This window comes from Streptococcus sp. HMSC034E03, assembly GCF_001811505.1.
Lineage (GTDB): Bacteria > Bacillota > Bacilli > Lactobacillales > Streptococcaceae > Streptococcus.
Window position 1 is genome coordinate 173,506 of sequence record NZ_KV804997.1, and the last position, 14,077, is coordinate 187,582.

13 protein-coding genes are annotated in these 14,077 nt (G+C 42.0%); 4 read left to right on the forward strand and 9 right to left on the reverse strand.

Annotation, left to right across the window (positions count from 1 at the left end):
* Positions 1-74: 74 nt before the first annotated feature.
* On the reverse strand, positions 75-1,211 hold the full coding sequence (lctO, locus tag HMPREF2805_RS08880; protein WP_075232218.1) for an L-lactate oxidase: 1,137 nt from the start codon (positions 1,209-1,211) through the stop codon (positions 75-77).
* A gap of 217 nt (positions 1,212-1,428) precedes the next feature.
* Between lctO and HMPREF2805_RS08885 the strand changes: the two genes are divergently transcribed.
* Genes HMPREF2805_RS08885 through HMPREF2805_RS08900 form a run of 4 tightly spaced genes read left to right on the forward strand, consistent with a single transcriptional unit; the run spans position 1,429 to position 4,390 of the window.
* Positions 1,429-2,109: an amino acid ABC transporter permease gene (locus HMPREF2805_RS08885; protein ID WP_000384100.1), complete on the forward strand. Its 681-nt coding sequence runs from the start codon at positions 1,429-1,431 to the stop codon at positions 2,107-2,109.
* Positions 2,069-2,746, forward strand: coding sequence for an amino acid ABC transporter permease (locus HMPREF2805_RS08890; RefSeq protein WP_075232219.1), 678 nt, complete (start codon positions 2,069-2,071; stop codon positions 2,744-2,746). Before HMPREF2805_RS08885 ends, HMPREF2805_RS08890 begins: the two co-directional genes overlap by 41 nt.
* A complete protein-coding gene (locus HMPREF2805_RS08895; RefSeq protein ID WP_004252334.1) occupies positions 2,747-3,505 on the forward strand; it encodes an amino acid ABC transporter ATP-binding protein in 759 nt (252 codons plus the stop codon).
* Positions 3,506-3,523: 18 nt separating this feature from the next.
* Complete coding sequence (locus HMPREF2805_RS08900) at positions 3,524-4,390, forward strand: cysteine ABC transporter substrate-binding protein (protein WP_075232220.1); 867 nt, start codon at positions 3,524-3,526, stop codon at positions 4,388-4,390.
* Positions 4,391-4,566: 176 nt separating this feature from the next.
* On the opposite strand, the gene pyrE is transcribed toward HMPREF2805_RS08900, so the two are convergent.
* From pyrE to HMPREF2805_RS08940, 8 genes are all read right to left on the reverse strand, one after another.
* Positions 4,567-5,199, reverse strand: coding sequence for an orotate phosphoribosyltransferase (gene pyrE, locus HMPREF2805_RS08905; RefSeq protein WP_075232221.1), 633 nt, complete (start codon positions 5,197-5,199; stop codon positions 4,567-4,569).
* Positions 5,200-5,241: 42 nt separating this feature from the next.
* Positions 5,242-5,943, reverse strand: a complete 702-nt coding sequence (gene pyrF, locus HMPREF2805_RS08910) for an orotidine-5'-phosphate decarboxylase (protein ID WP_075232222.1) — start codon at positions 5,941-5,943, stop codon at positions 5,242-5,244.
* A gap of 256 nt (positions 5,944-6,199) precedes the next feature.
* Positions 6,200-7,474, reverse strand: coding sequence for a cell division protein FtsQ/DivIB (locus HMPREF2805_RS08915; protein ID WP_075232223.1), 1,275 nt, complete (start codon positions 7,472-7,474; stop codon positions 6,200-6,202).
* Positions 7,475-7,483: 9 nt separating this feature from the next.
* On the reverse strand, positions 7,484-8,542 hold the full coding sequence (locus HMPREF2805_RS08920) for a UDP-N-acetylglucosamine--N-acetylmuramyl-(pentapeptide) pyrophosphoryl-undecaprenol N-acetylglucosamine transferase (RefSeq protein WP_075232224.1): 1,059 nt from the start codon (positions 8,540-8,542) through the stop codon (positions 7,484-7,486).
* Position 8,543: 1 nt separating this feature from the next.
* Entirely contained in the window at positions 8,544-9,896 is a 1,353-nt protein-coding gene (gene murD / locus HMPREF2805_RS08925) for a UDP-N-acetylmuramoyl-L-alanine--D-glutamate ligase (RefSeq protein ID WP_075232225.1), read from the reverse strand.
* Between the two features lie 95 nt (positions 9,897-9,991).
* A complete protein-coding gene (locus tag HMPREF2805_RS08930; protein WP_075232226.1) occupies positions 9,992-12,697 on the reverse strand; it encodes an ABC transporter permease in 2,706 nt (901 codons plus the stop codon).
* A 1-nt stretch (position 12,698) separates the two neighbouring features.
* Complete coding sequence (locus HMPREF2805_RS08935) at positions 12,699-13,400, reverse strand: ABC transporter ATP-binding protein (RefSeq protein ID WP_070459032.1); 702 nt, start codon at positions 13,398-13,400, stop codon at positions 12,699-12,701.
* 489 nt (positions 13,401-13,889) lie between these two features.
* On the reverse strand, positions 13,890-14,077 hold a 188-nt coding region (locus tag HMPREF2805_RS08940), incomplete at its 5' end, for an LPXTG cell wall anchor domain-containing protein (protein ID WP_148131639.1).

Here is a 14,077-nt window from a genome sequence, read left to right on the forward strand (position 1 = left end):
GCGGTTTGAAGAGATTTTCGAAGAGTATAAAACACAAGCAAAAACCTCCACATTAGTGGAGGAAATTTCTTTTATCAATACAATTTTAAGTCACGTGGGTCAACTGGGAAGGTTGGGTTGTATGGATTGTGACGGAGCTTGAAGTGTTTGACATCCTCAATAGTCTGAGTTCCGGATAACTGCATGACTGTCTTCAATTCTGCATTCAAGTGCTCAAATACTTGACGAACACCAACACTACCACCAAGAGCCAAACCATAAATAGCAGGACGCCCAATTGCTACCAAGTCTGCTCCTGAAGCCAAGGCTTTAAAGACATGTTGACCACGACGAATACCAGAGTCAAAGACAATCGGTACACGTTTGTCAACTGCTTCAGCAACTTCTTGAAGTGAGTCAAAGGCGGCTGGGCCACCATCGATTTGACGTCCACCGTGGTTGGTTACCCAGATACCAGATGCACCTGCAGCAAGAGAACGTTCAACATCTTCACGGCATTGGGGACCTTTAACGTAAACGGGTAGGCCTGAGTATTCAGCGATGAATTCTACATCTCGTGGAGACAGGCGTTGTTTAGCTGATTTGTAGACAAAGTCCATTGACTTACCAGCACCTTCAGGTAGATATTCTTCTACGATTGGCATACCAACTGGGAATACAAAGCCATTACGCTTGTCCACCTCACGATTGCCCCCTACAGTAGCATCTGCTGTCAAGACAATCGCTTTATACCTCTCAGCCTTCACACGGTCCATGATATGGCGGTTGATACCGTCATCCTTACTAAAGTAAAATTGGAACCAGTGAGGTGTCCCTTGAAGAGCTTCTGTAATTTCTGGAAGATCTACAGTAGAGTAAGAGCTGGTTGTATAAAGAGAACCAAACTCATGTACACCACGCGCAGTAGCTACTTCACCTTGTTCATTTGCCAATTTATGAGCCGCAACAGGCGCCATAATGATTGGTGAAGACAATTTTTCACCTGCAAATTCAATCTCTGTACTTGGATTTTCCACATCACAAAGCGTATGCGGAACGATGAGTTTGTGGTTAAAGGCACGGATGTTCTCCCGTAAAGTAAAGGTATCTTCTGCTCCACTAGCGATATAGCCAAATGCTGCTTTAGGAATAACTTGTTGCGCCATGGGCTCTAAATCATAGGTATTGATGAAATCTACATGACCTTCTGCATTGCTTGTTTTATATGACATAAAATATCCTCCTTAATAAGTAAGCGCTTACTTTGTATATTACAAAAACATCTTAACTCTTTTTTCAAAACTTTTCAAATATTTTGTTTGGAAATTTCAGAAATTTTATGTCTATGATAAAAAATCCTTATAACGGCAATAAAAAATACATATTATCCAAAGCTCTCTTTTAATGCTACAATAACTGTATCATTTTTCTAGATGGGAGGTTCTACTTTTGGATTGGTCCATTGTTGAACAATATCTACCACTCTATCAAAAGGCATTCTTTCTGACCTTGCATATTGCAGTTTGGGGAATTCTAGGTTCTTTTTTGCTGGGGCTCATCGTCAGTGTCATCCGGCATTACCGCCTTCCTGTTTTTTCCCAGTTGGCAACAGCCTATATCGAACTTTCACGAAATACACCCCTTTTGATACAACTTTTCTTTCTCTACTTCGGCCTACCTAGAATAGGGATTGTTCTTTCTTCAGAAGTCTGTGCAACAGTCGGGCTCATCTTTTTAGGTGGTTCCTACATGGCAGAATCCTTCCGAAGCGGGCTAGAAGCAGTCAGTCAAACCCAGCATGAAATCGGTTTAGCCATTGGGCTTACTCCATTTCAGGTTTTTCGCTACGTGGTTCTGCCACAAGCGACAGCGGTTGCTCTACCATCCTTTAGTGCCAATGTTATTTTCCTCATAAAGGAAACATCTGTCTTCTCAGCAGTTGCCCTTGCTGACCTTATGTATGTTGCTAAGGATTTGATAGGACTCTACTATGAGACAGATATTGCGTTAGCTATGTTGGTGGTTGCTTACCTTATCATGCTTCTACCTATTTCGCTAGTCTTTAGTTGGATAGAAAGGAGGCTCCGTCATGCAGGATTCGGGAATGCAAGTACTCTTTCAGGGAAATAATCTCCTGAGAATCTTACAGGGATTGGGCGTCACGATTGGTATTTCTATCCTGTCTGTCCTCTTATCCATGATTTTCGGAACGGTGATGGGAATTATCATGACTTCTCATTCTAGAGTGATTCGCTTCTTGACACGCTTATATCTAGAATTTATCCGTATCATGCCGCAGCTAGTGCTCCTTTTCATCGTTTACTTTGGCTTGGCTCGAAACTTTAATATCAATATCTCTGGTGAGGCTTCTGCTATTATCGTTTTCACTCTTTGGGGAACAGCTGAGATGGGGGACTTGGTTCGTGGTGCCATCACTTCCCTTCCCAAACATCAGTTTGAGAGTGGGCAGGCGCTTGGCTTAACTAAAGTGCAACTCTACTACCATATCATTATCCCTCAAGTTTTGAGAAGGCTTCTACCGCAAGCCATCAATCTTGTCACTCGTATGATTAAAACAACTTCCTTGGTTGTTTTGATTGGGGTTGTTGAAGTTACCAAGGTTGGACAACAAATCATTGATAGCAATCGCTTAACCATCCCAACCGCTTCCTTTTGGATTTACGGAACCATCCTAGTCTTATATTTCGCAGTTTGCTTCCCTATTTCCAAACTATCTACTCATCTAGAAAAACATTGGAGGAACTAAATGTCTGAAACTATTTTAGAAATCAAGGAACTAAAAAAATCCTTCGGAGACAATCCTATCCTCCAAGGACTTTCTTTAGATATTAAAAAGGGGGAAGTGGTCGTCATCCTAGGACCATCTGGCTGTGGGAAAAGTACCCTTCTTCGCTGTCTCAATGGTTTAGAAAGTATTCAAGGAGGAGATATCCTGCTGGATGGCCAGTCCATCGTTGAAAATAAAAAAGATTTTCACCTGGTTCGCCAAAAGATTGGTATGGTCTTTCAAAGTTATGAACTCTTTCCTCACTTGGATGTCCTTCAAAACCTCATCCTAGGCCCTATCAAGGCTCAAGGGAGAGACAAAAAAGAGGTTACTGAAGAAGCTCTACAACTACTGGAACGAGTTGGACTTCTAGACAAAAAACATAGCTTCGCTCGTCAATTATCTGGTGGACAAAAGCAACGGGTTGCGATCGTCCGTGCCCTGCTCATGCATCCAGAAATTATCCTCTTTGACGAAGTAACTGCTTCACTGGATCCAGAAATGGTGCGTGAGGTTCTAGAACTCATCAATGACTTGGCCCAAGAAGGTCGTACCATGATTTTGGTAACCCATGAAATGCAGTTTGCCCAAGCCATTGCGGACCGCATTATCTTTCTAGACCAAGGAAAAATTGCTGAAGAAGGAACTGCTCAAGAATTCTTCACAAATCCACAAACCAAACGAGCACAAGAATTTTTAAACGTCTTTGACTTTAGCCAGTTTGGCTCATATCTATAATCAATAAAGGAGATTATTATGAAACTACTTAAACCAATTCTAACTGTTTTTGCTCTAGCATTTGCGCTTATCTTCGTCACAGCTTGTAGTTCAGGCGGAAGCTCTGATGCTTCATCTGCTAAGGCGACTGCCAAAGCTCGTACTATTGATGAAATTAAGAAAAGTGGTGAACTTCGAATCGCGGTATTTGGAGACAAAAAACCATTTGGTTATGTTGATAATGACGGTTCTTACCAAGGTTATGATATCGAACTAGGGAATCAATTAGCACAAGATCTTGGTGTCAAGGTTAAATACGTTTCTGTCGATGCTGCCAACCGTGCTGAATACTTGATTTCTAACAAGGTTGATATCACCCTTGCCAACTTTACAGTGACTGACGAACGTAAGAAACAAGTTGACTTTGCCCTTCCTTACATGAAAGTTTCTCTCGGTGTTGTGTCACCTAAGACTGGTCTAATTACAGATGTTAAGCAACTTGAAGGCAAAACCTTGATTGTTACAAAAGGAACGACTGCTGAAACTTACTTTGAGAAAAATCACCCAGAAGTAAAACTTCAAAAATATGACCAATATAGCGATGCCTATCAAGCTCTTCTTGACGGACGTGGAGATGCCTTTTCTACTGACAATACTGAAGTCCTAGCTTGGGCGCTTGAAAATAAAGGATTTGAAGTAGGAATTACTTCTCTAGGTAACCCAGATACCATTGCACCAGCAGTTCAAAAGGGTAACCAAGAACTTCTTGACTACATCAACCAAGAAATCGAAAAATTAGGTAAGGAAAACTTCTTCCACAAAGCCTATGAAAAAACACTCCACCCAACTTACGGTGACGCTGCTAAAGCAGATGACCTGGTTGTTGAAGGTGGAAAAGTTGACTAATACTCTTCGAAAATCAAATTCAAACCACGTCAGCTTTATCTGCAACCTCAAAGCTGTACTTTGAGCAGCCTGCGGTTAGCTTCCTAGTTTGCTCTTTGATTTTCATTGAGTATAACATCCAATGAAATCACAAAAAGAAATCAGGTAATCCTAGCGACTACCTGATTTTCTATTTTTTAAGCATTTTGCCAATTTTCTTGGTCTTCTTTAAATCGTTTGAGGAGGTCAAGTCCTTCTGGTGTGATATAACCTTCTTCTTGGGCTAGGTGAATGAGCTCGCTGTAGTTTGAAAGTGTTACTAGTTTGACACCAGCATCTACAAAGTTCTTGTCTGCTTTTGGCAATTGATAGCTGAAGATAGCCACAACACCAAGGACATCAGCCCCTTCACGTTTAGCAGCTGCTACAGCTTCGAGAACTGAACCACCCGTTGAAATCAAATCTTCAACAACGACCATTTTTTGTCCTTGGGCTACATGGCCTTCGATTTGATTTCCAGCACCGTGATCTTTTGGTTTGCTACGGATATAGGCAAATGGCAAGTTCATCTTGTCAGCGATGATGGCACCATGCGGAATGCCCGCAGTCGCTGTTCCTGCAATCACTTCTACTTCTGGGAATTCTGCCTTGATGGCTTCCACAAAACCATTTTCAATCAAGCTACGCGTTTCTGGGTAAGCAAGCGTTACACGGTTGTCCGTATAAATCGGTGACTTAATGCCTGATGCCCAAGTAAAAGGTTCTTCTGGCTTGAGGTAAACGGCTTGAATTTTCAATAGATGGCTAGCAATGTCTTTAGCAAGTGTCATGGTGTGCTCCTTTTTATTTATAGTGTTAAATGAATCTTCTTTTTAAACCCAATCTTGTGTCCATTCTTCTTTGATGGCATGGTAGGCTGCGACTGGATCAGCTGCTTGCGTAATCGGACGGCCAACTACGATGTAGTCACTGCCAATCTGGTAAGCTTGTCCTGGGGTTACTACCCGTTTTTGATCTCCTGCTTCTGTCCCTCTTGGGCGAATCCCTGGTGTCAGACAGATAAAGTCTTCATGAGTTGCTTGTTTGATGAGCTTGGCTTCTTGAGCCGAGCAAACGACTCCATCTAGACCAGCTTCAGCTGTTTTCTGGGCATAGTGGATAACCGACTCTTGGAGGCTAGTTTGGATATTTTGACACTCCTGCATTTGTTCTTCCGAGGTTGAGGTTAATTGGGTCACCGCTATGAGAATCCCCTTGTCTCCCAATCCTTCACGCGCTGCCTGCATCATCTCAACCCCACCTGCTGCCTGCACATTGGTCATGTCAACTCCCAGGTTCGATAAAATTTTCATGGTTGATTTGACTGTATTGGGAATATCATGCAGTTTGAGATCCAAAAAGACACTATGTCCTAATGACTTCAAATAGCGGACAACTTCAGGCCCTACAGCATAGTAGATTTCCATTCCTACTTTGACATAGAGCTTTTCCTCTGCTGGAAATAGGGCTAAGAACTCCTTGGCTTCTTCAAAACTTGGAAAATCCAGAGCTATGACTGGGCGACTTTCACGCATGCGTTTCTCCTCTTATCTTTCTTATCAGCCCAGCTTCCGTCAAAAAGACTACAAAAAAGGAACCTGCCAACAGCAAGGTTCCACGAAAAATGGGTAGAATCCACCCTTTCACCGTCTAACCTTAGCTGCCTCTCTGGACTGCTTTAAAGGTTTTTTACTATTCTATTATTTAAAGCGGGACTTGTCAAGTAAAAACTAGTATCCGAAGAACTTTAAAGCCAAGACTCACAATCAAGCAGATAGAATGTTCTCAAGTTTAGCGACTCTGTGATTGTTGAGTTGTTTGGTTTTGATTACCCTGTTCCTCTTGTTTTTTCTTTTCTTCTTCCAGCTTTTTCTTCTCCTCTTCTTTGGCCTTGATTCTTTCGTCCTCAAGTGCCTTGTCCGCCAAGCTATAACTATAGATCCCAACTTCCATATCAATACCACTTGGTACTGTTAATTGAGGTTTAATCTTACTATAGTAAGGCAATTTTTTACCTAGTTCTGATAGAGGAACCAAAACTTCATCCGTATCATTCATGGTAATCTTGAGAAGATCATTAGTTACACTAGTTGGAGCCAATTCAATCGTCTTGATAGCTTGCTTAATCTCTGGGCTGACTTCAGCTAATTGTTCAATCAAGGTTTTAACTTGCTGCTCATCGTTAAAGAGTACAGACATATAGGTTTCCGGAAGACTGACTAGACTAACTGGACTAGTTTCCACCGTCCCACTAGAAAGAATCGGATAATGGTCCTCTCCAGAAACATAATAGGCTATAATCCCGTATTCCTTGACCTGGATGGTGAAATTGGTCGGGAATTGATAGTGAATGCTAGCAGATTCAATCCAGTGATTGGACTTAATCATCTCAGCATGTTTGTCTTTATTGAGGAGCAGACCAAAGGTATAGTCACTATCACGAATCCCTGAAGCCTCTTTGATTTGGTCTGCATTGGTCTCTACCGTACCAGTAACCTCTATGTTTTTCAAAGTTGAGTATGGCGTCAAAAGATAGATGGAAAAGAACAAGACAAGCAAACTTGGGATTAGAATCGTAACAGCACGCCAGATATGAACACTTGGAATAGAAGGCTTAACAATCTTTTCCTTAGACTTAGTTCTCTTTTCTTCTACTTTTGTTTCTTCAGATTTTTCGTCCTCTTCTTCTACTTGTTCTGTCTCAGCAGTTTCCTCCTCATTTTCAAGCGAGGACTGGTCTTCTGCACTCTCCTTCTGCTCTTCAGGATTAGAATCTGAATCATCTTCCTCCTCAGTGTCCTCAGATAAGTCTGACTCTTGTTCTTCCTCGGTCTCTTCCTCAGCCTTTTTGCGCAGATATTCACGGTTCTGCTTCTGCCACTCTGATAAAGTGGTTTCTTCTTCCGGAGCTTTTGCAACTTCTTTTTTATTGGTATCTGCTTGGGCCTTTTCTTTGGCTAGTTGGGCCTCTTCTTCAGCTTTTTTTTGAAGATATTCTTGATTTCGTTTTTGCCACTCTGACAATTCCTTGCCTTGAGTTGGCTCTTGTTTCTTATCCTTTGACATCGATTTTCCTTATGATAGATCTTTTTTTAGTAGCGTATAAAAATCCGCCACAGATTTTAATTCATGAGAATTTTTCATCGTGTTCTGGTAGTCTTCTTTGTGGGTCAAAAGCTTGCTTACTTTTTCTTCTAAAGCTGACAAGGTCAAGTCGCCTTCTTGCAACTCCTCAGCATAGCCTTTTTTCACGAAGTAAGCTGCATTTTCAATCTGGTCTCCACGGCTAGCTTCACGCCCTAGAGGGACAATGACATGCAATTTAGCCATGGCAAGGAGCTCAAAAATGGTATTGGCACCACCACGAGTAATGACCACATCAGCCAGATTCATAAGCGGTTGATAGAGTTCCGTCGCATAATCAACACGATAAAGATTATTACTTAGTTCATTTAAACTAGCATCACCGGTTAGATTGATGATATTGTAGCGGCTAGTTAACTCTTCCTTGTGATCTGTGACTAATTGATTAAAGACACGCGCACCAGCAGAGCCCCCAACAAAGAGGAGCGTTGGTAGTTTGCTATCAAAATATGTTCGGATATCCACCATTTCTTCCGGCTCTTCCATAGTTGGTCCTGAAACCTTGGTCACGGCTCCTACATGCTCTACCTTAGTAAGGCTAGACGCTTGTTCAAAAGTAGAGTACATCTTGGTCGCAAACTTATAGGCAATTTTATTAGCCAAACCCATAGAGAGGTCAGACTCATGGATAAAGACTGGTACTCTGCATACTCGCGCTGCAATAACAGGCGGTACAGAGACAAAGCCCCCCTTTGAAAAAAGGGCCTGTGGACGAAGTCGCAACATGATAAAGAGCGATTGGACAATTCCCCAACCAACTTTAAAGACGTCCAGCATATTTTGCCAAGAGAAATAACGACGCAATTTTCCAGTCGCAATAGAGTGGAAGGTGATATCTAGACCTGACTTGAGGATTTCTTGGTGTTCGATACCACGTTTATCCCCAATATAGTGGACTTCCCAGCCATCTTCGATGAACTTGGGCATCAACAAAAGGTTGAGGGTCACGTGTCCAACCGTCCCCCCACCTGTAAAGACAATTTTTTTCATATTATTCTTTTAACTCCGCTACTGTGTCGATAAAGAGGTCGCCACGTACTTCAAAGTTAGCATACATATCCCAGCTGGCATTGGCAGGACTAAGAAGAACCACGTCTCCTTGAGTCGCAAGTTCATAGGCTTTGCGGGTTGCATCTGCAATATCAGTCGCATCCACATAAGCCACACCAGCCTTATCTGCTGCCCGTTTGACACGTTCTGCAGACTGACCAAGAATGACCATCTTCTTGAGTCCAGTAATATCTGGAACCAATTCGTCAAACTCATTACCACGGTCCAAACCACCTGCAATCAAAATGACCTTGCTGTTGTCAAATCCTGACAAGGCTTTTTGAGTAGCTAGGATATTGGTTGACTTGCTATCATTATAGAATTTGACACCCTTAATTTCATCCACAAATTGGAGACGATGTTTGACACCTCCAAAGGCTGAAAGAGTTTCTTTGATGGTTTGGCTATCCACACCACGAAGCTTGGCTACTGCAATAGTCGCAAGGGCATTTTCTACATTGTGGCTACCTGGAACTCCGATTTCATTCGCTGCCATGACGACTTCCCCACGGAAGTAAAGCTGACCATCTTCCAAATAAGCTCCATCAACTTTTTCCTGTGTTGAGAATGGTACAACTGTAGCTTGTGTTTTGCTAGCCAATTCTTTTGCCAAGTCTTGGTTAAAGTTCAAGACAAGGAAATCAGCTGCTGTCATCTTGTTTTGGATATTCCACTTGGCTGCCACATATTCCTCAAAAGAACCATGATAATCGATATGGGTTGGCATGAGGTTGGTAATAACCGCAATCTCAGGATGGAATTCTTGAACACCCATCAGTTGGAAAGAAGAAAGTTCCATAACAAGCGTGTCCTTGTCTGACGCAGTTTGAGCAACCTGACTGGCAGGATAGCCGATATTTCCTGATAAAAGACCATGTTGCCCAGCAGCAGTCAAAACGTCCCCAATCATAGTCGTTGTGGTTGTTTTACCGTTCGAACCAGTAATACCAACAATCGGTGCTTCAGAAATCAAATAAGCCAATTCCACCTCAGTCAAGACAGGAATTCCCTTTGCCAAAGCCTTTTCAATCATGGGATTGCTGTAGGGGATACCTGGATTTTTCACCATCAGAGCAAACTCTTCATCCAAGAGTTCCAAAGGATGACCGCCTGTGATGACCTTAATCCCTTCTTCCAGCAAACTTTGGGCAGCTGGATTGTCCTCGAAAGGTTTCCCATCATTTACTGTCACAATGGCACCTAGCTTGTCCAACAAACGAGCTGCAGATTCACCAGACTTGGCCAAACCTAAAACAAGGACTTTCTTATTTTTAAATTGATCTATTACTTTCATGTCTCGAACTCCATTTCTACTCTTACTATTTTACCATTTTTATGGAAATAAAAAAGCCACAAAGGGCTTTCTTATTTGTTTTTGTCCTCGACCAACTATTCTACAGACTTGAGGGCTTCAAGCATATCTACCTTTCGGAGATAATGATTGACAAAAAAGCCTAGGATAGTCAAGATGACACAAACAGCTAGAATTGGGATGAGATACACTTCCCAGCCGACCTTGGGTTGAAAACGGAAGGTTCCAGGTGCAATCATCTGAATGAGAAATTGATGGAGATAAAAGCCTGATACCAATCCTACAATCATTCCAATTAGTGACAATATGATGGTCTCCCGATAGATGTAAAGGGTCACTTCTTTGTTATGAAAACCAAGAACCTTGATGGTTGAGAGTTCCCGAATCCGTTCAGCAACATTGATATTGGTCAAATTATAGAGAATCACAATAGCTAGTAGCACCGATACCAGCACCAAAATCGCCATGGTATGATTCAGAGAATTGGCAAAACTTTCAAAGAGCTGAATGGTGGAAGCATTTTGAACGAGGCCACTGACAGCCGCCTGGTCCATAAATTCTCCTGCGACTCTTTCGGTATTGACTTCACTTTTATCCTTGAGTTGGACCAAATAGGTATTCTTCTTGGGTGCTTGACCGTATATCTCCTCATAGGTTGCCTGATTCATATAGACAAAATGGCCCACATAGTGCTCGGTAATAGCACCTACTTTAAAGGTTTTCCCATCTATTGTAAAATTGTCACCAACAGAAACTCCTGCCAACTGGGCCAATTTTTCTGTCAAGACAACTCCATTAGATAAGCCCAGTTTTTCCCCATTTTTTTCTAGGAGGACAAAGGGAGCCAGGTCATCTTGATCCGTTACCATCATGGTCACGGTTTGAACACCTGCCTTGCCAGCATACTTTTCTTCAATCTGTTTGGAAGAAATTAAACGATAGTTTTCAACTTCATCACTCTGCAATTTTTCTTCTAGCTTTGCCTTATCAGAATCTGAAGCTCGAGAATTGACAGAGAGAACCATCTGGTATTGTTGCAAATCCTTAAACTGCCTGTCAGCAACTCCTACCACAGAAGATTGGATACCAAGCCCTGCAAAGAGGAGGGCTACTGAACCTGCGACCCCAAAAATAGTCATCAGCATGCGTTGTTTGTAACGGAAAATGTTGCGAGCTGTAACTTTTTGGGTAAAGCTCAAATGAGACCAGATAAAGGTGATGCGCTCCAAGAGAATCTTTGAGCCCTTGACTGGTGGCTTGGGTAGTAATAATTGCGCTGCTTCTTCATGCAACTCTCTGCGAGATACAAGGTAGGCAGGTAAAACGCTAGCTACTAAGCTTAGACCCAGAGCTAAGCAACTATAGGTCCAATAGAAATACTGCTGACTCTCACCAACGATCATTCGTTCAGTGATGATATGCGAGATTGTGGGTGCTAAGACATAATGACCAATCAGAATTCCCAAAAGGGTGCCAAGAGTACCAGCAACTAGACCGTAAATCACAAACTTAGCAATGATATCCTTACTATGGTAGCCTAAAGCCTTAAAGATACCAGCATTGGTCCTTTCCTCGTCTACAAATCGTGTCATGGTGGTAAAGGTAACCATGGCTGCTACGGCATAGAGAACAACTGGAAAAATATTCCCTACGGCACGAATACTCATGGCCGAGTTACTATACATGAGATAACCTTGACCAGTTGGAGAACTCTTTCGATTGTAGACATGATAGCTTGGCTCTGTCAGAGCATTGACTTCATCCTGACTGGTCTGCCATTTAGCCTTTTCGTTAGTAAGATCTGTTTCGGCTTGGCTCAGCTTTTCCTGTTCCTGCTTCAGTTGCTTTTTTGCTTCTTCTAACTGACTAGATGCTTGACTTTTTTGTGGTTCTGGTAGTTGGCTCACTTGATTTTCTTGAGCTTGTAGACGCGTTTCGATTTCTTGTAGGCGTTTCTTGCCAGCTGTCAAGTTGGTCTCTGCCTCGTCTAGTTGTTTCTTGCCCTCATCAAGGGACTCTTGGGCATCCTTCTTCATTTTCTCTAGCCGCGCTTGTCCATTATCAGCAACTAGTTCCTTTAAAGTCTCCTCTTCTTCCTCTAGCTTTTTTTCGTAATCACTAGAGAAAGGATTGACATCTGTTAGACTAGCAAAACGCAAGCGGGCAATCGTGTATACAGAGCTCTTAAAATTTTCTTCAGTTACGACAGCGTAAGCTGCTAGATTTCCATTACCACTGACTGAACTCCCCATATCTGATTTTGAAAAAATATCTGGTGAGTGGATAAAGCCTGTAATGGTATAACTATCCCGCTTTAATTGAGAATTACTGCCCTTTTTTTGACTCAAATAAATGACTTGACCAATCTGATAGCGATCTTTCCAAAAGTCTGCCAAAGCTAGTTCATCTTCTTTTTCAGGTAAGCGACCTTGGGTCACCTCAAATTTCAAAATCTTGTCTGTCTTAGAAAATATCCGTATGGCATTTTCACTGTTTGCTAGAGTCAAATCTGTCATATAACCAAATTCAACCTCTGCTCCTGATAGAGTTTGCAATTCTTCCTGATCTGCCTGATCTAGACCATAATCTGCTATGACGGTTATATCTGCCAGATTGGATTTTTGTATATAATCCCAAGCTGTTCGCTCCATATTGGGACTAGCAACCTTAAGACCGATCAAGGCCAAAGAACCCAACATCATCAGAGTTAGGATGGATAAAAACCGTCCCTTTGAACCTGTGAAAGATTGGAACAGGTCTTTCCAATATGTCCTTCTTTTCATATCAGTACTCCAAATCATCAATATCCTGTGGTTGAGGATTGAGGACAACACTCTTGACACCAGCATCATGCATCTGAATCACCCGATCAGCTATAGGAGCTAGAGAAGCGTTATGGGTCACGATGATAACGGTGGTTCCTTTTTTGCGTGACATATCTTGAAGAATCTTTAGAACCTGCTTACCAGTCTGGTAGTCCAAAGCTCCCGTTGGTTCATCACAAAGGAGAATTTTAGGATTTTTAGCCACTGCTCGGGCAATGGAGACCCGTTGTTGCTCACCACCTGATAGCTGGGCTGGAAAATTATTAAGACGGTGTCCTAATCCTACATCCTTGAGAACCTGTTCTGGATCCAAGGCATCTGAGACTATTTCTGATGCCAGCTCGACATTTTCCTTAGCAGTCAAGTTAGAAACCAGGTTGTAAAATTGAAAGACAAAGCCAACATCATCTCTCCGATAGTTTGTTCTCTGATGAGATGTATAGTTAGAAATGTTAGTCCCATCAACCCAAACTTGCCCTTCATCATTTGTATCCATCCCACCTAGAATATTCAAAACTGTTGACTTTCCTGCTCCAGATGAACCAAGGATAATGACCAGTTCTCCCTTTTCAATCTCGAAGTTGACATCGCGATTTGCTACAATTTCTGTATCACCAGTATGATACCTCTTATAGCTATTTTTCATTTCAATATAAGCCATCCTATCTCCTCCTCTTCTCCTATTTTCATCTTTATTATAACTCTTTTGAGGAGAGAAAGAAAGCTTATCCCTGTATACATTAGAGTGATTTTAAGACTCCTTAAAATCGCTGAAAACAAGTCTTATTGGCTTACTTACCTTGTTTCTAAGGCAATTCCTCTAGTTTGCTGTTTGCTTTTTGTAGAAAATCATCTCTTATCTTCTTTTGCAATTGATTCATGAGCCAAAAAAGCGAACAAGACCAGATTCTGTTCATCAGAAAACTAGTTTTGTCCGCTTTTTATAATCGAGGCTGGGACAAAAGTCCTAGCCTCTCAATTGTCTTTGGATTGTCGATCAAGACGCAGTGGTTGAGTGGGCTCTACTACGCTGATTTCATCAGCTTTTACAGCCCTACTCAACTGTGCGGAGGTGGGACGACGAAATCGAATTCTAACGAATTACCGATTTCTGTCCCACTCTCTATGACTTGGATGATTTTACATCACCTTATTCGTCTTCTTTTTTCTTTCCCATTGCAAAGAGACCAAGTAATGCTCCTACAAGACCTACGGCTGCAAGGCCAGCATTTTCTTTAGTGCCTGTCTCTGGGAGTTTGTATTGATGACTTGCAGGTGCTTGGTAAGTCTTATCTTGTGACATAGTAAGAGCTACAAGAGACTGCTCATCTTTGTATT